This window comes from Polaribacter haliotis (assembly GCF_014784055.1).
GTDB lineage: Bacteria > Bacteroidota > Bacteroidia > Flavobacteriales > Flavobacteriaceae > Polaribacter > Polaribacter haliotis.
The window spans coordinates 2,835,469-2,861,454 of record NZ_CP061813.1 but is presented as its reverse complement, the minus strand read 5'-3'; the positions used below and the strand labels follow the sequence as shown (position 1 = coordinate 2,861,454).

Annotated in this window: 1 protein-coding gene; it reads right to left on the bottom strand. The window is 34.8% G+C overall.

Features of this window, described 5'->3' with window-relative positions; translation table 11 throughout:
- Window positions 1-15 precede the first annotated feature (15 nt).
- The gene (locus H9I45_RS12285) at window positions 16-25,947 is read right to left on the bottom strand and encodes a tandem-95 repeat protein (RefSeq protein WP_191141229.1); all 25,932 of its coding nucleotides are present in this window, start codon (window positions 25,945-25,947) and stop codon (window positions 16-18) included.
- Window positions 25,948-25,986: the final 39 nt, after the last annotated feature.

Below are 25,986 nucleotides of genomic sequence, written 5' to 3'. Positions count from 1 at the left end.
TTGCCTTTATCTTAATTATCTGTTTAAATATACCCATCCTGTTATTGGTTTTCTAACTCCATCATTAAAATTAATGATATAATAATAAGTTCCTACTGGTACTGGCTTACTATCATTTAATGTTAATCTTCCTGTAGAATAACCATTCCACCAATCTGGACTTGTTTTTCCTCTATTACTATAATCATATACTTGATTACCCCATCTGTTATAAATCTCTAACTTAAAGTTAGGATATTTAGATAATGCTGGGATTACAAAAGTATCGTTAACACCATCGTCATTTGGAGAGAATGCATTTGGCACTAAGTCACAATTAGTTACATCTATATGATCTGGAACCCCATCTGTATCACAGTCTAACATAAACTCGTCTATTGTAAGAACTCCATCTCCATCGTCATCTATATCTTGGAAATCTCTCTTACCATCACTATCTGTATCTCTAATTCCGTAATTAAGAATTCCACTGTCTTTAGATGTTTCTAAATCATCGAATAAACCATTGTTTCCTGAACCAATTAAAGAACCGTCTATAACTCCATCTTCATCTGCATCTGGTGCTCCTGAGCCTGACTCTGCAAGATCTGTAATACCATCTCCATCTGAATCTGTATCTAAATGATCTGGAATACCATCTCCATCTGTATCTAAGGTATTGTCTCCACCATTCTCAATTAAATCTGGAATACCATCATTATCATCATCTAAATCTACAGAATCTATAACTCCATCACCATCTGAATCGTCATTGTCTAAATAATCTGGAATACCATCGTTATCATCATCATCATCTGTGAAATCTCCATTGTTATTACTGTCTTCGTCTTTGGTTAGAACTCCATCATTATCATCGTCTTCATCTAAATAATTTGGTGTACCATCGTTATCTGAATCATCATTAGATGGGTTGCCATTATTATCAAGATCTTCTTCTTTAGTTGGAATACCATCATTATCATCATCTTCATCTAAATAATTCGGAATACCATCGTTATCTGAATCGTCGTTAGTTGGATCGCCATCTACAATTACAACATCTTCGTCTTTGGTTGGAACTCCATCATTATCATCATCTTGATCTAAATAATTTGGTGTACCATCTCCATCTGAATCGTCGTTTGATGGATTGCCATCATTAGTAACAACATCTTCGTCTTTGGTTGGAATACCATCATTGTCGTCATCTTGATCTAAATAATTTGGAATACCATCGCCATCTGAATCGTCGTTTGCTGGATTGCCATCATTAGTAACAACATCTTCGTCTTTCGTTGGAATACCATCATTATCGTCATCTTGATCTAAATAATTCGGAATACCATCGTTATCTGAATCGTCGTTTGATGGGTTGCCATCTATATTTACAACATCTTCGTTTTTAGTTGGAACTCCATCATTATCATCATCTTCATCTAAATAATTTGGAATACCATCGCCATCTGAATCGTCATTTGCTGGATTACCATCTGTCGTAACAACATCTTCGTCTTTGGTTGGAACTCCATCATTATCGTCGTCTTCATCTAAGTAATTTGGAATACCATCGCCATCTGAATCGTCGTTTCCTGGATTGCCATCATTGGTAACAACATCTTCGTCTTTGGTTGGAATACCATCATTATCGTCATCTTGATCTAAATAATTTGGAATACCATCGCCATCTGAATCATCATTTAATGGATTTCCATCATTAGTAACAACATCTTCGTTTTTGGTTGGAACTCCATCATTATCATCATCATTATCTAAATAGTTTGGTGTACCATCGCCATCTGAATCGTCGTTTGCTGGATTTCCATCATTAGTTACAACATCTTCTTCTTTGGTTGGAATACCATCATTATCATCGTCTTCATCTAAATAATTCGGAATACCATCGCCATCTGAATCGTCGTTTGCTGGATTTCCATCATTAGTTACAACATCTTCGTCTTTGGTTGGAACTCCATCTCCATCGTCATCAGTATCTAAGTAATTTGGTGTACCATCGCCATCTGAATCATCATTTAATGGGTTTCCATCTTTACTTACAACATCTTCGTCTTTGGTTGGAACTCCATCATTATCATCATCTTCATCTAAGTAATTTGGAATACCATCGCCATCTGAATCGTCGTTTGTTGGATCTCCATCTCCATCTAAATCTTCGTCTTTGTTTGGAATACCATCATTATCGTCGTCATTGTCTAAATAATCTGGAACACCATCGCCATCTGAATCGTCGTTTCTTGGGTTATCATCTACATTTACAATGTCTTCATCTTTTGTTGGTATACCATCATTATCATCATCTTCATCTAAGTAATTTGGTGTACCATCGCCATCTGTATCGTCGTTTGTTGGATCTCCATCTACAGTTACAACATCTTCGTCTTTTGTTGGAACGTTATCATTATCGTCATCTTCATCTAAATAATTTGGAATATTATCGCCATCTGTATCGTCGTTTGTTGGATCTCCATCTACAGTTACAACATCTTCTTCTTTTGTTGGAACTCCATCATTATCATCGTCATTATCTAAATAGTTTGGTGTACCATCGCCATCTGAATCGTCGTTTGTTGGATCTCCATCTACAGTTACAACATCTTCTTCTTTTGTTGGAACTCCATCATTATCATCATCTTGATCTAAATAATTTGGAATATTATCGCCATCTGTATCGTCGTTCGTTGGATCTCCATCTACAGTTACAACATCTTCTTCTTTTGTTGGAACTCCATCATTATCATCATCATTATCTAAATAATTTGGAATATTATCGCCATCTGTATCGTCGTTTGTTGGATCTCCATCTACAGTTACTACATCTTCTTCTTTTGTTGGAACTCCATCATTATCGTCATCATTATCTAAATAGTTTGGTGTACCATCGCCATCTGAATCGTCGTTTGTTGGATCTCCATCTACAGTTACAACATCTTCTTCTTTTGTTGGAACTCCATCATTATCATCATCCTGGTCTAAATAGTTTGGTGTACCATCTCCATCTGAATCGTCGTTTGTTGGATCTCCATCTACGGTTACAACATCTTCGTCTTTGGTTGGAACTCCATCATTATCATCATCATTATCTAAATAATTTGGTATACTATCGCCATCTGTATCGTCATTCGTTGGGTCTCCATCTATAGTTACAACATCTTCATCTCTTGTTGGAACTCCATCATTATCATCATCTTGATCTAAATAGTTTGGTGTGCCATCGCCATCTGTATCGTCGTTTGTTGGGTCTCCATCTACAGTTACAACATCTTCTTCTTTTGTTGGAACTCCATCATTGTCATCGTCATTATCTAAATAGTTTGGTGTGCCATCGCCATCTGAATCGTCGTTCGTTGGGTCTCCATCTACAGTTACAACATCTTCGTCTTTGGTTGGAACTCCATCATTATCATCATCTTGATCTAAATAGTTTGGTATACTATCGCCATCTGAATCGTCGTTCGTTGGATCTCCATCTACAGTTACAACATCTTCATCTTTTGTTGGAACTCCATCATTATCATCATCTTGGTCTAAATAGTTTGGTGTACCATCTCCATCTGAATCGTCGTTCGTTGGATTTCCATCTACATTTACAACATCTTCATTTTTAGTTGGAACTCCATCATTATCGTCATCTTCATCTAAGTAATTTGGAATACCATCGCCATCTGAATCGTCATTTCTTGAATCTCCATCTATATTTACGACATCTTCATCTTTTGTTGGAACTCCATCATTATCGTCATCATTATCTAAATAGTTTGGTGTGCCATCGCCATCTGAATCGTCGTTCGTTGGGTCTCCATCTACAGTTACAACATCTTCGTCTTTGGTTAGAATACCATCATTATCATCATCATTATCTAAATAGTTTGGTGTTCCATCTCCATCTGTATCATCATTTAATGGATTACCATCTTTCGTAACAACATCTTCGTCTTTCGTTGGAACTCCATCTCCATCGTCATCTATATCTAAATAATTTGGAATGCCATCGTTGTCTGAATCGTCGTTAGTTGGATCTCCATCTGCAGAAACTACGTCTTCATTTTTAGTTGGAACTCCATCTCCATCGTCATCTGTGTCTTGGAAGTCTGGTGTACCATCTTTGTCTGTATCTAGTGGAGTATCTTTTGTTGCTCCGCTTTCTGGTGTTGTTTCAATTAAATCGAATAATCCGTTTGAACCAGAACCAGTTTCTGAACCATCTATAACTCCATCATTATCTAAGTCTGTTTGACCAAAACCTGATTCTGTTAAGTCATTTACTCCATCTCCATCTGAATCTAAATCTAAATGATCTGGAATACCATTATTATCTGTATCTCTATTTGGGTTTCCATTTTGTTCTACTGTATCTGGAATACCATCATTATCATCATCTAAATCTACAGAGTCTGGAATACCATCTCCATCATTATCTTTGATTTCTCTAAAGTCAACTTCTGTTGTTGCTGTATTATCATCATTTGGTAAATCTGATGCACCTCCATTTTGATCATCATTTACATCGAACAATCCTGTTCCTGTATCAACATCATCATAAGCATCTAATAAACCATCGTTATCTGCATCATTATTCGCTGTAGATTTTATGAAACCTGCTTCTTTGGTATCATCTAAACCATCATTATCTGAATCTGTATCTAAATAATCTGGTATTTTATCTCCATCTGTATCTACAGGGGATAAACCACTGATTGTAGTATTGTCGTCATATGCATCAAGTAAACCATCTCCATCTGTATCTACAACACCTACGTTAGGTGCAATGTAACCAGATCCTGTTACTTGTGCTTCTACATTATCTGGAATACCATCGTTATCTGAATCTATATCCTTATCGTCTGATTTTCCATCTCCATCACTATCAATTCCATCATTTACAGTAAATACTGGAAATGTACCAGGACCTGAATTTGTTGCGTCATCTATAGTTTCATTTTCACCGTTAGTTTGAGTTGGTGCAGTTGAAATATTATTACCTTCAAACAAACCATTAATTGCACAACCAGAGAATAATACAGAACCCAAATTAGTATTTGAACTTGCAGACAATAATTTTGCAGAGAAACGAATATTAAATGAAGATGAATTGTAGTAACTAAAGAATGTTGCTAATCCTGGAGCTAAATCTACTCCAGCATATGTATCATCTGGTCCTTGGAAAGTTACTAAACCTGTTGCTGGATTATCTGTAACATTTAATAACGTTGCATTGTCTACTGCATATAAACCTGGTCTTGATAAAATAACAGATTCTCTTGCATTTGCTCCATCAATATCATAAATAACTCCACTAAATCTACTAATATTATACAGTGTGTTAGTGTTATCATTAACTAAAATAACTTTAAATGCCATTTCTGCTTTATTACCAGTTGGCGTTGGTACAGTATATTCTGGTTGCCATGCGTCTGGATTACCAGTTGTAGAATTATCTATAGATATTAAAGATGCTCCTCCTTGGATATCTGTAATTTCTATAATAGCATCTAAAATACCTCCTGATCCACCAAAACCTGTTACGTCTACTACATTTTCGAAACGGTATTTTGCTCCAATTGTACCTGAACCAGTTCCAGAACCTGCAACATAAACTGGGTTTTTAAAACTTACATTTGGTAAAATACAAGATGAGTCATTAGGGTCTGAAGAAGGTTCGAATCCTAAAGATTCTACTACATCTATAATTCCATCGTTATCATCATCAATGTCAATATCATCTGAAATTCCATCTCCATCTGTATCTACAAGAACTCCGAATGTAAATTTATCTCTAAAATCTACTTCTGCAGTTCCAGGATCTTGATCGTTAGGGAAATCTGTTACATCTTGGTTATTGTTAGATGCTGCCCCAGAATCTGTTGGTCCATTAGGATTTAAATCAAAAGCATCATCTAAACCATCATTATCTGTATCGACACCTGTAAATATCTTACCTGGTTCAGCTACATTATCTCCATCTGTATCATAAGCTTCTACAGTATCTAATAAACCATCTCCATCTGAATCTGTATCTGTATAATCTGGTGTATCTGTACCATCTGTATTTACAGGATTACTAATTGGAATACCAGAACCTGGCATCGTTTCGTAAACATCTGCTAAACCATTTCCATCTGTATCTACTCCTGGTGCAATGTATCCTGAAGTTGTTTGCCATTCGATATTATCTACAATTCCATCATTATCAGCATCAATATCTAAATAGTTAGGTATTACATCTGAATCTGAATTCATTGGTGTATTAATTGGGCTTCCTGTTATAGAACCACAAGGTGTACAATCTGCATCGTAAGCATCATCTATACCATCTTTATCTGTATCTGTTCCTGATGGAGCGATATAATTTGCTGGATCTTGACCTTCAATATTATCTAAAATTCCATCATTATCTGAGTCTATATCTTGATAATTTGGTACTCCATCTCCATCTGTATCAGGAGTTGTTAATGGCGTAGTTGCTATAGTATCGTCTAAACCATCGTTGTTGGTATCTGTGAAATTATCCACTTTACCATCTCCATCTGTATCTGTTCCTCCTGCTTCAACTACATCTGGAATACCATCATTATCTCCATCAGTATCAAACTGGTCTATAATACCATCTCCATCTAAATCGTATTTATCATCAATACCATCATTATTATCATCTTTAGTAATGTTATCTGTATCTCTGTAATCTGGAATACCATCGTTATCTGTATCATTTAAAGGATCATCTCCTCCGTTTTCTACAGTATCTGGAATACCATCATTATCATCATCTAAATCTACAGTATCAATAATACCATCTCCATCGTTATCTGGTTGAACAGTAATTGTAACTTTGGCTATGTTAGAAACTAATCCTAAATCATCTTCTACAGTATAATTAATGTTTGCAACTCCTGTAAATTCTGGTTCTGGAGTAAAGATTACATTTCCTAATGCATCTACTGTGTAAGTTCCAACATTAGCAATTACTAACGGTGTTGTTGAATCACCAATATTTGTTGGATTATTAGGATCTATTAAAATAACTGTTGATGGATCTACTGTTCCATCTGAATCACTATCATTTGCAGTAATTGTAGCTACTGTAACTGGTGTGTTCTGAACAGTTGTTTCTGAATCATCTACAGCAACTGGTGCATCATTTTGACCTGTAACTGTAATATCTAATGTTGTACTTGTATTATTAACTCCATCTGAAACAGTGTATGTAACTTGTGGTACAGCACCTACATAATCTAATGCTGGTGTGTATGTATAACTACCATCAGAATTTATTACTAAAGTTCCTTCTGTAATTGAAGCTGTTGTACCTGCAGGGTAATCCGTTCCATTAATTGTGAATTCTAAAACAGTTAATAAAGTTCCTTCCACATCTGAATCGTTAGATAAAACTCCGTTTGCAGATGATACTATTAATGGAGTATCTTCTGTGGTAGAATTTACGTCTGCAACTGCATTTGGTGTATCATTTACTGGTGTTACAGTAATACTGATTTTCGCAGGTGTTTTAGTTACCAATCCATCATTATCTTTTACAGTATAATTAATATCTGCAGATCCATTAAAGTTAGGGTCTGGTGTAAATGTTACATTACCAGAATTGTCTACTGTATAAGTTCCTACTCCTGGTACAACTAATGGTGTAGTTGAATTTCCTGTATTTGAAGGATTATTAGGATCAATTAATGTTACAGTAGAAGGGTCTACAGTATTATCATCTGTATCGTTTCCTGTAATGTTAGAAATTGTTACTGGTGTATCTTCTGTTGTTGTAACAGAATCGTCTACTGCAATAGGAGCATCATTTACTCCTGTTACTGTAATGTCTAATGTACTTGTTACATTTTCTACACCATCTGTAACAGTATAAGTTACTTGTGGTACAGTTCCAACATAATCTTTTGCTGGGTTAAATGTGTAACTACCATCTCCATTTACTGTTAAAGAACCTTCAGTTAATGTAACTGTTGTTCCTGCAGTACTTGTAATACCATTTACAACAAACTGAGTTAATGTTAATGGAGTTCCATCTGGATCTGTATCATTATTAATTAAACCATTTGCAGCAGTAACACTTAATTGTGTGTCTTCTGGTGTTGTATTCGTATCTGGGTTTGCAACTGGTGCATCATTAATACCAGAAACTGTTATTGTTAAAGTACTAGATGCTGGTGCAGTTCCTGTACCGTCTGAAATTGTATAGTTTATAACTGGCACAGAACCATTATAATTAGCTGCTGGTACATATGTATAGCTTCCATCTGCGTTTATTGTAATTGTACCTTCTGCAATTGTTGCAGTATCTCCAGGGTTGTAATTTGTTCCACTAATTTGGAATTTAGTTACTGTTAATGTTTCTCCTGGATTTGCATCTGTATCGTTATTTAACAATCCATTAGCAGCTGCTACAGTTAATGTAACGTCTTCTGATGTAAATCTTACATCTGGGTTTGCTACTGGAGGTAATAACGATTTTGGAACTTTAACAGAAACTGTTGCTGTATCACAAAGTCCATTTCCATCACAAACTTGGTATACAAATACATCTGTGCCAGTATTAAATCCTGGATTTGGTGTATATGTTATTGTTCCATCTGTATTTATGGTTACTGTTCCATTTCCTGGTTGTGTTACAATACTAGAAATTGTTAATGTATCTCCATCTAAATCTGTATCATTTGGTAATACTGGTATAATTACTGAAACTCCAGGATCTGTCGATGAAATATCGTCAGTTGCTACAGGAGCATCATTCAATGGAGTTACTGTAATATCTAATGTGCTATTTGCAGTGTTTGTTCCATCGCTTAAAGTATAAGATATTGTTGGTACAGTTCCATTATAATTTAATGCTGGTGTAAATGTATAACTACCATTAGAGTTAATTACTAAAGAACCTTCTGTTAAAGTAACAGTGTTTCCAGCAACATAAGTTGTTCCACCAACTGTAAAGCTCGTTACAGCTAATGTATTGTTTTCTGGATCTGAATCGTTATTTAATAATCCATTTGCAGCATTAACACTAACTGCTACATCTTCTGGAGTAGTGTTCGTATCTGCTATTGCTACTGGCACATCATTTACTGGTGTAACAGTAATATCTAGAGTACTTGTTGTTGTATCTGTTCCATCCTTTACAGTATATGTTACTGTTGGTACAGTTCCATTAAAGTTTGCTGTTGGTGTAAATACATAACTACCATTTGCTTCAATTTGTAAAACTCCTTCTGTTAAATTGATAGGACTGCCAACTGTTGCTGGGTTTCCATTTACCATTAATGCTGTAACTGTTAGAGCATCGTTTTCTATATCAGAATCGTTTGCTAAAATACCATTTGCTTGAGACACTGTTAACACTGTATCTTCATTCGTAGTATTTTTATCTGCTACTGCTACTGGTGGATCGTTAACTGGCACTACAGCAATTGTTAAAGAAGCTGGCGTAGTTGTTGTCCCGTCAGAAACATTATACGTAATTGGAGGCACAGGACCAAAATAGTCTTGTGCTGGATTAAATGTATAACTACCATCAGAATTAATCTTTAGAGTTCCTTTTGTTAAGTTCGCAGATTGACCAGCATTGTAGGTTTTACCATCAACAATATATGTTGAAATTGATAAAGGATCTCCATCTGTATCAGAATCGTTAATTAATAATCCTGTTGCTGCTGACTCTGTATAAGGAGTATCTTCAAAAATTAAGTTTGTTGTTGTTTCATCTGCAACTATTGGTGCATCATTAACAGCTGTTACTGTAATACCAATTGTGGCAACATTAGATGTTAATGGCGTTGTAGGATCGTTGTCATTTATTGTATAATTTACATTTGCTGGTCCATTATAATTATCAACAGGATCTAATGTTACATTTCCTAAATTGTCCAAAGTATAAATACCAACTCCTACTATTTCTAATGGCATTGTTAAGTTTCCAGTATTTGAAGGATTACTTGGATCTATTAATACTATTGTTGAAGGAACTACTGCTCCATCATCTGTATCATTACCACCAACTAATGCTATTTCTATATCTGTATCTTCATTTGTAGTATTTCCTAAATCGTCTACTGCTACTGGTGCATCATTTACAGAACCTACAGTAATGTCTAATTCACCTGCAACTGTATCTGTACCATCTGTAGCATTAAATATTACTTTTGGTATTGCTCCACTAAAGTTTTCATTTGGTGTAAATGTGTAACTACCATCTGAATTAATTTTTAATGTTCCATCATTTAAAATAGCTGTATCCCCTGCATTATATGTAGTTCCTTCTGCTTCAAATGTTGAAATCGTTAAAGGATCTCCATCTGCATCAGTACTATTTGTTAATAATCCATTTGGACTTGTTGCAGAAACAACTAATTGAGTGTCTTCTGAAGTTGTGTTCATTTTATTTTCAACTACAGGCGTATCATTAAGCGATGTTACTGTAATACCAATTGTTGCAACATTAGATGTTAATCCTAATGTTGGATCTAAATCATCGCTAATTGTATAATTAACATTTGCAGGTCCAAAATAATGATCTTCTGGTGTAAATGTTACTATACCTGTATTATCTGCAATATAACTTCCAACTCCTGATATAACTAATGGAGTTCCAACAACTGCTGTATTTGTAGGATTATTTGGATCTATAAGTATTATTGTTGCTGGTAATAGAGGATTATCATCTGAATCGTTTGCCGTAATTACATTAGTAGTAATTGGGTTGTCTTCTAAACCTGTATTTCCTAAATCATTTAAAGCTATTGGTGCATCATTTACTCCTAAAACTTCAATATCTAAAGTTCCAGCAATTGGTGTTGTAATTACACCATCTGTAACGTTATAAGTTACTGTTGGAATAGTTCCATTGAAATCGCTATTTGGAGTAAATATATATCCTCCATCAGAAGAAATACTTAAAGTTCCATCATTTAACACTGCTGTATCTCCTGCATTATATGTAGTTCCTTCTGCTTCAAATGTTGAAATTGTTAAAGGATCTCCATCTGCATCTGTATCATTATTTAATAATCCATCTGTACTTGTTCCAGAAACTACTAATTGTGTGTCTTCTGGAGTAGTATTCGTTTCATCTTGAACTATTGGCTCATCATTAACTGATGTTACAGTTATCCCAATTGTTGCTGCATTAGATGTTAACCCCAATGTTGGGTCTGCATCATCACTAATTGTATAATTAACATTTGCAGGCCCGAAATAATGGTCTTCTGGGGTGAATGTTACTTTACCTGTATTATCGGCAACATAACTTCCAACTCCTGTTATAACTAATGGAGTTCCTACAACTGCTGTATTTCCAGGATTGCTAGGATCTATAAGTATTATTGTTGCTGGTAGTATAGGACTATCGTCTGTATCATTTCCTGTTATTAAATTAACAATAATAGGATTATCTTCAAAACCAGTATTATTTAAATCATCTTCTGCAACTGGTGCATCATTTACTGAAGTAACAGAAATATCTAAAGTACTTGTTTTAGTATCTACAGTTCCATCTGTAATTGTATAGGTTACTTGAGGTAAATCTACTGTTGAATTTGGAGCTGGTGTAAATGAATAACTACCATCAGAATTTATATTTAATGAACCTTCTGGTAAATCTACTGCAACTCCAACAGGATATGTTGTACCTCCTATTTCAAATTCTTTTACAGTTAAAATATCTCCATCAATATCTGTATCATTACTTAACAAACCATTTGCAACTGTTACTGTTAATGTAGTGTCCTCTGGAGTAGTTTTCATATCCGGATTTGCTACTGGTTCATCATTTAATGGATTTACTGTAATTGTTAAAGTGCTACTTGCATTTGGCGTTCCTTGATCGTCTGTAATTGTGTAATTAATAACAGGTACAGTTCCATTAAAGTCCTTAACTGGCTCAAAATTGTAACCCCCACCAGAATTAATAGTAATGGTACCTACATTATTTATTACTGTTGTACCAGGTGTTGTTGGTGTAACTGTTATTGTTGCACCTTCTACTACAAATTGTGTTACTCTTAAAGGATCTAAATTTGCATCTGTATCATTTTTAATTAAGCTCTTTGGCGTTCCATCTGCAACTGATAAGGTTACTTCTTCATCTGTTACATTTGTATCTGGGTTTGCTACAGGTGAGAATGCAGATTGTGGTACTGTAATTGTTACTACTGCAGTATCAGTTCCATTTCCATCAGAAATCTCGTATGTAAATGTATCTGTACCATTATTAAACCCTAATTGAGGTGTATAAATTATAACATCATCTGAAGGGTCTGTTGTACCTTTGTCATCGTAAACAGCAGTACCTTTTCCAGGTACAGTAACTGAAGTAATTGACAGGGAATCTCCATCTAAATCTGTATCATTTGTTAATACTGGAATTTCAACAGGGAAACTTTGTGTTGGTGTAGTAGGGTCTGTAGATGAAGTATCATCTGTAGCTACTGGATCATCGTTAACTGGAGTTACATTAATTTTTAATGTACTATTTGCTGTATTAACACCATCTGTTGCTGTATAAGTAATTGTTGGTACAGTTCCATTAAAGTTTAATGCTGGAGTGTAATCGTAACTACCATCTGCATTTAATTTTATTGTTCCTGAAGGAATAGTTGCTGTTTGACCAGCATTGTAAGTTGTTCCTCCAACTGTAAATTTAGATACAGTAACTGTATCTCCATCTATATCTGTATCATTACTTAAAACTCCAGATGCTGCATTTACTGAGAGTGCAGTATCTTCTGGTGTTGTATTTGTATCTACAACTAATGTTGGTGTATCGTTAGTTGGTGTTACTGTAATAATTAATGTTGCTGTTGCTACGTCTGTTGTTCCGTCTGAAACTGTGTATGTAACAGTTGGTACAGTTCCATTAAAGTTTGCTGCTGGTACAAAAACGTAACCACCATCTGTATTTACAGTAATTGTTCCTTCTGTAATTGTAGTTGGAGTTCCTGCTGTAACAGTTGTTCCACCTACTTCAAATTGCGATACTGTTATTGTATTTCCATCGATATCTGAATCGTTCTTTAAAACACCATTTGCTCCAGTAACTGTTAATGTTACATCTTCTGGAGTTGTGTTTGTATCTGCAACTGCTGTTGGAGCATCATTAATTGGATTTATTGTAAGTGTTAATGTGCTATTTGCAGTACTAGAACCGTCTGAAATTGTATAATTTACAACTGGTACAGCTCCATTATAATTTAAAGCTGGTGTAAATGAATAACTACCATCTGCATTTATTTTTATAACTCCTTCTGTAATTGTTGCAGATGTTCCTGCAGTATACACTGTTCCGTTAATTGTAAATTTGGTTACAGAAATTGCATTTCCTTCAGGATCCGAATCGTTATTTAATAATCCGGTTGCAGCTGGTACATTTAAAGTTACATCTTCATTTGTAGAATTTGTATCTGGTGATGCAACTGGTGCATCGTTTACTGGTGTTACATTAATATCTAATGTTGTAGATGCTGTTAACACACCATCTGTAATAGTATATGTAACTTGTGGAATGTCTCCATTAAAGTTTGTTGCTGGAATATAAGTATATCCTCCATTTGAATCTAATTTAATAGTACCTGCAGCTGTTGTTGCTGTTTCTCCTGCTAAATAAGAGGTTCCTTCAACTGTAAAACCTGATACATTAATTACATCTCCATCAATATCAGAGTCATTTTTAAGAACTCCATTAGCTGGTGTAACTGTTAAAGTAACATCTTCTGTAGTTGTATTTGTATCTGCAACAGCGGTTGGTGCATCGTTAACTGTATTTACAGTTAATTTTAACGTACTATTTGCGGTATTTGTACCATCTGAAATTGTATAATTAATTACAGGAACTGGTCCATTATAATTTGTTGCTGGTGTAAATGTATAACTACCATCAGAATTAATTTTTATAACTCCTTCTGTAATTGTAGCTGGATTTCCTGCTGTAAAAGTGTTTCCACCAACTGTAAATTGTGTAACTGTTAATGGATCGTTTTCAGGGTCAGTATCATTCTTTAATAATCCATTTGCTGCTGTAACATTTAATGGTGTGTCTTCGTTTGTGGCATTTGTATCTGTTAATGCTACTGGCGAATCGTTTACAGGTGTTACAGTAATATCTAAAGTAGATGTTGCTGTATCTGTACCATCTGTTGCTGTATAAGTAACTTGTGGATAAGATCCATTAAAGTTTGGTGCTGGATTGAATACATAACCTCCATCTGCATTTAACTTTAAAGTACCTTCTGTTAAAGTAGCTGTAGCTCCTGCTGTGAAATCTGTTCCACCAACTGTAAATTTAGTTACAGAAATTGAATTGTTTTCTTTATCTGTATCATTTTTAAGAACTCCATTTGCTGCAGCAACTGTTAATTGTGTATCCTCTATAGTTGTATTTGTATCTGCAACTAAATCTGGTGCATCATTAACTGGAGTTACCGTAATTTTTAATGTTGTGTTAGATGTGTTTGTGCCATCTGAAACTGTATATGTTACAGTTGGAACAGTTCCATTAAAATTCGCTACTGGAGTAAATGAATAACTACCATCTGAATTTAATTTAAGTGAACCTTCTGTTAACGACACTGTATCTCCAGCATTGTATGATATTCCTCCAACAGTGAACTTAGTTACTGTTAAACCATCCATATCAATATCAGAATCATTCTTAAGAACTCCATTTGCAGCTGTAACTGTTAAGGTAACATCTTCTGCAACAGTATTCGTATCTAATACTGCAGTTGGAGCATCGTTAATTGGATTCACTTTAATATCTAAAGTACTTGTTGCAGATAAATTACCATCTGAAACTGTATAAGTAACTTGAGGTACATCTCCATTGAAATTTAAAGCTGGTTGAAAAGTATAACTACCATCTGCTTTTATATTTAATGTTCCTTCTGTTAAAACAACATCTGTATTTATAGTTCTAGTGGCTCCATTTACAGTATAACCTGTAATTGTTAATGGATCGTTGTCTACATCTGAATCATTTTTTAGAATTCCATTTGCAGCTGTAACAGTTAATAAAATATCTTCGTTTGTTGTATTTGTATCTGGACTTGCAACTGGTCTATCGTTAACTGGGTTAACTTTAATATCTAAAGTAGATGTTGTAGTTGTTGTTCCATCAGAAACTGTATAAGTAACTTGAGGAAAATCTCCATTGAAATCTCCTGCTGGGGTAAATGTATAACTACCATCAGACTTTACAACTAAAGTTCCTTCTGGAATTGTTGCTGTTGTTCCTGCTGGATAAGAAGTTCCTCCTATAGTAATTTGTGTTACTTTTAATGGATTACCATCAATATCGGAATCATTTTTAAGGATTCCATTTGCTGCTGTAACAGTTAAAGTAGCTCCTTCATCTACTGTATTAGTATCTGCTACTGCAACAGGAACATCGTTTGTTGGAGTGATAGTAATACCAATAGTTGCTTGATTTAATGAAGTTACTCCATCATTATCTTTAATAGTATATTTAATGTTTGCTGGACCATTAAAGTTTGCAACTGGTGTAAATACAACATCTCCATTTGCATTTACTGTATATGTTCCTACTCCAGAAATTATTAATGGTGTAGTAGAATCTCCAAAGTTTGAAGCATTATTAGGATCTATTAACTTTACTGTTGATGGATCTATTGTACCATCATCTGTATCATTTGTTCCAATTGTTGCAATTGTTACAGAATTCTCTTCATTTGCAACATTTCCTAAATTATCTACTGCTACTGGCGGATCGTTTACTGGTGTTACAGAGATATTTAATGTAGCATCTACATCTATAGTTCCATCTGACATCGTATACGTTACTTCTGGTACACTTCCGTTAAAATCTTTAGCTGGAGTAAATGTGTAACTACCATCTGATAATAGTGTAAATACTCCTTCTGTTAAAGTTACTGCTGTTCCAACTGTACTAGTTGTACCATTAATTTCGAATTCTTTAACACTTATAGCATCTCCATCTAAATCTGAATCGTTTTTAAGAACACCATTTGCAGCTGTAACTGTTAATTTAGTATCTTCTGGTGTTGTGTTCGTATCTGCTACTGCTACTGGAGCATCGTTTGTAGGATTTACTGTTATATTTAAAGTACTGGTATCGTCTGTTGTTAAACCAGAACTATCTGTTACTGTATAGGTAATCTCTGGAATAGAACCATTAAAGTTTGCTACTGGAATAAATTCGTAACTACCATCTTCATTAATTTTTATTGAACCAACATTTGGAATACTTGTAACTGTTCCAATTGTTTTTGTTCCTGGAATACCTGCAATTGTAAAACTTACTACTTTTAAGGCATCTAAATTTCCATCAGTATCATTTTTAAGGATTCCATTGGCAGCTGTAACTGTTAAAGTTGTGTCCTCATTTACTGAATTCGTATCTGGGTTTGCAACTGGTGGGAAAGGTGAAATTGGTACTGTAACATTTACAACTGCTGTATCTGTACCTCCTTTTCCATCTGAAATTTCATAAGTAAAGCTATCAGAGAAATTATTTGCACCTGGATTTGGTGTAAATTTAATAGTTCCATTTGGATTTATTGTTGCTGTTCCATTTGTTGGTTGTACAGTAATATTACTAACTGTAATTGTATCTCCATCTAAATCATTATCATTCGTTAAAACTGGAATATCTATTGCAACTCCTGGATCTGTACCTGCTGTATCGTCGGTTGCAACTGGATCGTCATTTACAGGGGTAACTGTAATGTTTAATTTTGCATTATCTGTATTTGTGCCATCACTTATAGTATAAGTAATCTCTGGTACATTTCCATTAAAGTTTTCTAATGGTACAAAACTATAACTACCATCTGTATTTACTGTAATCGTTCCAACATTTGGTATTGCTCTTACTCCTGGTGTTGTTGGAGTTACTGCTACTGTAGTTCCTCCTACTACAAACTGAGTTACATTTAATGTGTCGCCATCTACATCTGTATCATTATCATCTATTAATCCATCTGCTTTTGCTACTGTTAAAGGAGTATCTTCATTTACAGTTGCTGTATCATCTTCTGCAACTGGTGCATCATTTTGTGGATCAATTGTAATTGTTAATGTGCTTGTTTTTGGTGATGTTCCATCTGTAGCTGTATACGTAATTACTGGAACTGCTCCAACATAATCTTTGGCTGGTGCAAAAACATAACCTCCATCTGCATTCATTTGGAAAGTTCCTACATTTGGAATCGTAACTGCTGGGTCTCCTGCATTTGTGCTTCCTGCAACTCCTGCAATTGTAAAGCTTGAAACTGTTAAAGTCGTTCCTGCATCTACATCTGTATCATTCTTTAAAACTCCATCTGCGCCTGCTACTGTTAAAGTAACATCTTCATTTGTAGAATTTGTATCTGCTACCAATACTGGATCGTCATTTACAGGGGTAACTGTAATGTTTAATTTTGCATTATCTGTATTTGTGCCATCACTTATAGTATAAGTAATCTCTGGTACATTTCCATTAAAGTTTTCTACTGGTACAAAACTATAACTACCATCTGTATTTACTGTAATCGTTCCAACATTTGGTATTGCTCTTACTCCTGGTGTTGTTGGAGTTACTGCTACTGTAGTTCCTCCTACTACAAACTGAGTTACATTTAATGTGTCGCCATCTACATCTGTATCATTATCATCTATTAATCCATCTGCTTTTGCTACTGTTAAAGGAGTATCTTCATTTACAGTTGCTGTATCATCTTCTGCAACTGGTGCATCATTTTGTGGATCAATTGTAATTGTTAATGTGCTTGTTTTTGGTGATGTTCCATCTGTAGCTGTATACGTAATTACTGGAACTGCTCCAACATAATCTTTGGCTGGTGCAAAAACATAACCTCCATCTGCATTCATTTGGAAAGTCCCTACATTTGGAATCGTAACTGCTGGGTCTCCTGCATTTGTGCTTCCTGCAACTCCTGCAATTGTAAAGCTTGAAACTGTTAAAGTCGTTCCTGCATCTACATCTGTATCATTCTTTAAAACTCCATCTGCGCCTGCTACTGTTAAAGTAACATCTTCATTTGTAGAATTTGTATCTGCTACCAATACTGGATCGTCATTTACAGGGGTAACTGTAATGTTTAATTTTGCATTATCTGTATTTGTGCCATCACTTATAGTATAAGTAATCTCTGGTACATTTCCATTAAAGTTTTCTAATGGTACAAAACTATAACTACCATCTGTATTTACTGTAATCGTTCCAACATTTGGTATTGCTCTTACTCCTGGTGTTGTTGGAGTTACTGCTACTGTAGTTCCTCCTACTACAAACTGAGTTACATTTAATGTGTCGCCATCTACATCTGTATCATTATCATCTATTAATCCATCTGCTTTTGCTACTGTTAAAGGAGTATCTTCATTTACAGTTGCTGTATCATCTTCTGCAACTGGTGCATCATTTTGTGGATCAATTGTAATTGTTAATGTACTTGTTTTTGGTGATGTTCCATCTGTAGCTGTATACGTAATTACTGGAACTGCTCCAACATAATCTTTGGCTGGTGCAAAAACATAACCTCCATCTGCATTCATTTGGAAAGTCCCTACATTTGGAATCGTAACTGCTGGGTCTCCTGCATTTGTGCTTCCTGCAACTCCTGCAATTGTAAAGCTTGAAACTGTTAAAGTCGTTCCTGCATCTACATCTGTATCATTCTTTAAAACTCCATCTGCGCCTGCTACTGTTAAAGTAACATCTTCATTTGTAGAATTTGTATCTGCTACCAATACTGGATCGTCATTTACAGGGGTAACTGTAATGTTTAATTTTGCATTATCTGTATTTGTGCCATCACTTATAGTATAAGTAATCTCTGGTACATTTCCATTAAAGTTTTCTACTGGTACAAAACTATAACTACCATCTGTATTTACTGTAATCGTTCCAACATTTGGTATTGCTCTTACTCCTGGTGTTGTTGGAGTTACTGCTACTGTAGTTCCTCCTACTACAAACTGAGTTACATTTAATGTGTCGCCATCTACATCTGTATCATTATCATCTATTAATCCATCTGCTTTTGCTACTGTTAAAGGAGTATCTTCATTTACAGTTGCTGTATCATCTTCTGCAACTGGTGCATCATTTTGTGGATCAATTGTAATTGTTAATGTGCTTGTTTTTGGTGATGTTCCATCTGTAGCTGTATACGTAATTACTGGAACTGCTCCAACATAATCTTTGGCTGGTGCAAAAACATAACCTCCATCTGCATTCATTTGGAAAGTCCCTACATTTGGAATCGTAACTGCTGGGTCTCCTGCATTTGTGCTTCCTGCAACTCCTGCAATTGTAAAGCTTGAAACTGTTAAAGTCGTTCCTGCATCTACATCTGTATCATTCTTTAAAACTCCATCTGCGCCTGCTACTGTTAAAGTAACATCTTCATTTGTAGAATTTGTATCTGCTACCAATACTGGATCGTCATTTACAGGACTTATTGTAATATCTAAAGTTGAGTTAACTGAATTGGTTCCATCACTTACTGTATAAGTTACTTGAGGAACATTTCCATTAAAGTTTGTAACAGGTACAAAAGTATAACTACCATCTTTATTTATTGATAATGTTCCTTTTCCAGCAATTGTTGAGCTTCCTCCAGAAGTAGGATCTACAGTAACTGTAGTTCCATCTACTACGAATTTCGTTACACTTAATGGATTTGCATCAACATCTGAATCGTTTTTTAATAAACCATCAGCTGCTAATACATTTAAGGTAACATCCTCTGCAGATGTTCCTGAATCTGGTTGTGCAACTGGTGCATCATTTACAGGTGTTACATTAATATCTAATGTAGCTTGGTTAGAAACCAGTCCATCATTATCTTTTACAGTGTATAAAATATCTGCAGAACCATTAAAATTTTCTAAAGGTGTAAAAATTACTGTTCCAGCACCATTTACTGAATAAGTACCCACATTTGGAACTACTAATGGTGTACCATTACTTCCTTTTGGTCCTGTAGGATTATTTGGATCTATTAAGATAATTGTTGTTGGATCTATTGTTCCATCTACATCTGTATCATTTGCTCCAATAGTTGTTAATGTTTGTACTGCTCCTTCTAAACCAGTAGAAGTATTATTCACTGCAACTGGTGCATCATTTACATCTGTAACAGCAATATCTATTGTTGCTTCGTTAGAAGTATTATTACTACTATCTTTTATTGTGTAATTAATATCTGCATCACCATTAAAATTTAAAACTGGTGTAAATTTTACGTTTCCTAAAGGATCTACTGTGTAAGAACCAACATTAGCGATTACTAAAGGTGTTCCTGTTTTTCCAGTATTTGAAGAATTATTTGGATCAATTAAAATAATTGTAGAAGCATCTGGAGTTGTGTCTTCTACATCTGTATCATTTGCTGCAATTGTTGGAATTGTAATAGCAACATCTTCATTTGTAGTGAATGGATTTCCTGCATCATTATCATCTATTGCAACTGGTGGATTGTTACTAACCGTTAAAGTTGCTGGTGGAGTTGAAGGAATATCACAAGCATAATCTGTTTTAGAAACTATTACTTGATATTTATAACCATTTTCTGCCGTTGATAAATTAGAAATTGTTAATTCTGCGGTATCTGCACCTGCGTAATTTCCTCCAGTTACTAAATCTGTAAAAGTAGTTCCACCATCAGTACTTTGTTGCCATTGGAATACTGTACCTGTAGAAACCACTTTAAATGTAGCAGATCCATTAATAAAACCTTCTTGATCTGAAGGCTGTGTGCTTATTACCACAGGAGTTCCTGCTGTAGTTACATTCCCGTTTGTCCCTGTATAACCTTTATTTACCTCAAAACCAGTTACTTTACCATCTATTCCATAACCAGTACCATTTAATTCTCCTGGTTTTGTAGTACTTACTAAATTGCCAGCTTCTGTAACATCTGGACAACCATCATTATCTGAATCTGTGTCTTGATGATTTGGAATACCATCTCCATCTGCATCATATGTTGCAACAATTCCATTTGCATTTAAAGTTCCAATATCTGAATCTTTATAATCTGGAATACCATCATTATCTGAATCTGCATCTGGGTTTGCACTTGGTGTTTCTGCTGTATCTAAAATACCATCATTATCATCATCTAAATCATCAAAATCTGCAATACCATCTTTATCTGCATCTAAAATATCTCTAAAATCTACATCTCCACCAGAAGCTAAATCATTATCTTCATCTAATGTATTTGCTACATTTCCATTAACATCTGTGTAATCGTCTGCATCTTCATAACTATTATCTAAACCATTTGTACCAACAGAATTTTCTGTTTGACCATCTCCAGCGTTAACACCTGTTGAATCTGCAGAAGCATTTCCATACTCTACTATATCGTTTATTTTATCGTTATCTGAATCTAAATCTAAATAATCTGGATTATCTGTACCATCTGTATTTACTGGAATAATTGCAGTTCCACCATTTGAAGTATCATAAGCATCATCCAAACCATCGCCATCTGTATCTGTAAAAGTTGCAGAAGGTGCAATATAACCAGCTGTTGTTTGCCCTTCAATATTATCTGGAATTGTATCGTTATCTGAATCTAAATCTAAATAATCTGGAATACCATCAGGATCTGAACTTTTTACAACTATTGGTGTACCACCTAATGATTCATCTGCATTTCCATCTCTATCATCATATGGATCTAATGCATCTGCTAAACCATCTGAATCAGAATCATTTGCTGTACCCGAACCATATTCTCCATCTCCATCTGGATCTATACCTCCAGCTTCAATTACATCTGGAATACCATCATTATCTGAATCTTTATCTAAAAAATTTTTGATTAAATCTCCATCTGTATCTGGATTTGCCAAGTTAGAACTTATTAAACCTACTGCTACTGCAGTAGGAATACCATTTGCATTTACTTCTCCACTATCTAAAACACCTAATCCCGGTTGTCCATTTCCATCAGGATCATCTGTACCACCAGCTTCTGTATAATCTGGAATACCATCATTATCTGAATCTAAATCGAAATAATTTGGAATACCATCTCCATCTGAATCTGTTGGATTTGTTCTTGGATCCCCATCATCTGTTCCTTGATCTTCGTCTGTATCTAAAATACCATCATTATCATCATCTAAATCTACAATATCATTAATTCCATCTCCATCATTATCTTGCGCTGATGCTTCTCTCCAATCTCTATCTCCACCTGGAGCAGCTGGATCATCATCTGGATGTGTTTGAGGAGTTTGACCAACATTGGTTGCATTATTTGAATTTGAAGTTGCACCAACAACTTTATTTTCATCAAAATCATCATGCAAACCATCTCCATCTACATCTACAAACTTTGCAATATCTAAATCTCCATCTGCATCTGCATCTAAATTATTTGTAAGAACTATTGCTTTGTAAAAACCTTCGTTTATATCAAAAATACCATCATTCTCAGCATCTGTATCTGCGTAGTCTGGAGCAGAACCTCCATCAGTATTTGCATAACCAATTGCAACACCACCTGCAGTATCTACATCATAAGCATCGTCTATACCATCGTTATCTGTATCAGTTCCTTTCGGAGCTACATAAGACGCAGTTGCCTGACCTTCAATATTATCTATAATTCCATCATTATCAATATCTATATCTAAATAATTTTTTACTCCATCTCCATCTCTATCTGCATTAAAACCAAAACCTGAATTTACGTTTCCTGCAAAATCTGCATCATTTGTATCTGCTAAACCATCTTTATCTGTATCTGCTGGCACTCCTGTTCCAACAATACCATTATTATCTCCATCTACAACTAAAAAGTTTCCTTCAAAAGTATCTGGTAAACCATCTCCATCTGAATCTAAATCTAAATAGTTTGGTAAAGAGTCTGCGTCTGAATTTAATGGTGTTGGAAAAGTTGCTAATGTTGGAGCTGATATTCTATCGTCCCAACCATTATTGTCAGTATCTACAAAACCATCTACAATTCCATCATTTGTTGTATCATTAAAAGTAACATTATTAGAAAATGCTTCTTCTGTATCTGAAATACCATCATTATCTGAATCTCTATCTAATGAGTTAATTAATGTTGATTTTATATCTGAACTTGCATCTGTATTTCTTGGAGCTGTTTGTGCAACACCACTTTCTGCAGCAGTTTCTAAACCATCTGCAAAACCATTTGCACCAACACTTGTTTCTGCCTCATCTGCAATACCATTATTATTTGCATCTACATAACCAGCTTCTAAAACATCTGGAATTGCATCGTTATCTGAATCTAAATCTAGATGATTTGGAATTCCATCACCATCGAAATCGAATTGTGCAGTTCCACCAGGGAAATCTGCATCTAAATAATTTGGAGTTCCATCATTATCTGCATCAGCAGTTGGATCAATTCCTTGACCTTCAACAATATCTAAAATACCATCGTTGTCTGAATCTAAATCTGCAATATCTGCAACACCATCATTATCTGAATCTGGGTTGATTGTTATTGTTAAAGTTGATGAAGCTGTTCCTGGAGTTCCTGGATTGTTATCTGTAATATTGTAAGTTGTTACAGGAACTGCCCCTGTATAATTTGCTTCTGGTGTAAACACATAACTACCATCGTCGTTAATTTGTAAAGTACCTACTCCTGTAATTGTTGCTGTTTCGTTTGCATTTTTTGTTTGTCCGTCAACTGTAAATGTTGTTACATTTAATGTTGTACCAGCATCTACATCTGTGTCATTACTTAAAACTCCATTTGCTGCTGCAACAGTTAATGTTATATTTTCTGTTGTAGAATTTACATCTGCAACTGCAACTGGCACATCATTTACTGGTGTAATTGAAATGTCTAATAATGCTTGATTAGAAGCAAAACCACTGTTGTCTTTTATTGTATAGTTGATATCTGCATCTCCATTAAAATTTGCTTCTGGTGTAAAAACTACAGTTCCTGCTGCATCTACTGTATACGTTCCTTTTCCTGCTATTACTAATGGAGTACCAGTTTTTCCTGTATTGGCAGCATTTGCTGGATCTATTAAAATAATTGTTGATGGTACTACATTTCCATCTTCATCTGTATCATTAGAACCAATTGTTGTTAAAGTAACTGGATTATCTTCTAATGCTGTACCTGCATCGCCTACTGCAACTGGTAAATCGTTTATAGCAGAAACAGAAATATCTGCTGTTCCTGTTACTGGTGCAGCTATTCCATCTGAAACTGTATATGTAAAATCTCCTGGATCATCTGTTCCATTATAAGCTGTTGGTGCATCGTAAACTAAACCTGCAATTTCTGCTGGAGTTAAAGTTGCGCCGTTTGTTACTGTAACTCCTAAAGAAGTTTTTACAACTCCTAAAGTTGGTAAACCTGTAACTGTAATTGTTAATGTGTTTCCATCTGGATCTGAAGGTGCTGTTAAACCTAGTGAAGTTCCTGTGCTTTCTTCGTCTACAGTAATAGTATTGCTACTAGCAACTGGTGGATCGTTTGTAAATGTTGTTAATGTACCTGCGTCTGATGTAACTGGACAAACATAATCTGTTTTAGAGACAATTACTCTAAACTTATTATTATTTTGAGCTGCTGTTACTCCAGTAATAGTTAATGTACTTGTTGTTGCTCCACTATATACACTTCCATTTAAAATGGTATTATAAGTAACTCCTCCATCTGTACTTGATTCCCATCTAAAAACAGTACCATCTGTAGTTATTGGAAAAGTTGTTGTTCCACCAACTATTATATTTCTGTTTGGTGGTTGTACTGTTACTGTTGGTGCAGTTCCTGCAGAAGTAACGTTTGAATTTGAACCAGTATAAGCTGTTGTAAAACCTGTTACTTTACCATCTGTTGCGCTATAACCTGTACCATTAACTTCTCCTGCTTTTGTTGCACTTTCTTTATGACCTGCTTCAAGAACATCATTACACCCATCTCCATCTGCATCTGTATCGAATTGATCTATTTTACCATCCTTATCAATATCATATCTATCATCTATATTATCTGAATTAGTATCTTCAAAATCTGGATGTGCTGGATCTTGATAATCTAAAATTCCATTATTGTTTGTGTCTACAAACGGGTTTCCACTTGTAGCATTTTCTGCAGTATCTAAAATACCATCATTATCATCATCTAAATCACAACCATCTGCTACACCATCATTATCATTATCTGCATTATCATCAAAACCATTACATTCATCTACAGAATCTAAAACACCATCTCCATCTGTATCTCCATCAACTTTTACAATAACTGTTGCAGTATCACAATTAGATGTGTTTGCTTTTTCACAAATTTTGTAAGTAATAGTATAAGATCCTGTTGCAGAGTTTGCTGGAACACTTATGTTTCCATTAGCATCTACAGTTACTCCTGTTAAGCCTCCATCATTTAGAATGGTAATATCTATATTTGTATCTGTAACTGCAACACCATTTAATAAATCGTTTGTTGTAATATCACCAGATGCACCTCCAGTAATACCATTAACAGCTGTTGCAGAAAAATCGTCGTCTACAGCATCTAAATCATTTATTGCTAAAACCCTTGCAAAAGCAATATCATCTTCATGAATTGTTTCTGAATGTGTATGAAATATTGGGCTTGTAATTTCTGTACTTGTAAAACCAAAAAGATTTACAAGGCTATTGTTAGTTATATTTGTTGCAGTAACATCATAAGCAGAGCTTGAATAAACCCAACATTCTTTTGGATCTAAAATATTGTTTGAGTTTGTATCTCCCTCTACATAAGTTAAAGTAGTGCCTAATGAATTAGTTATTGCTACATTATTTAAAGCAATAGCACCTGTATTACTAACTGCTAGTGAATACGTTATTTTATCTCCTGCATTATCTGTACCATCTGCAGCAGTTGCATTTGCAAGCATTGTTACAGATTGACCATAAGAAATTGTACTTAATAAGCCAATAGCAATAAACAAAAGAAATTTCTTTGTGTTTATTACCCTTATTTTGTTAAA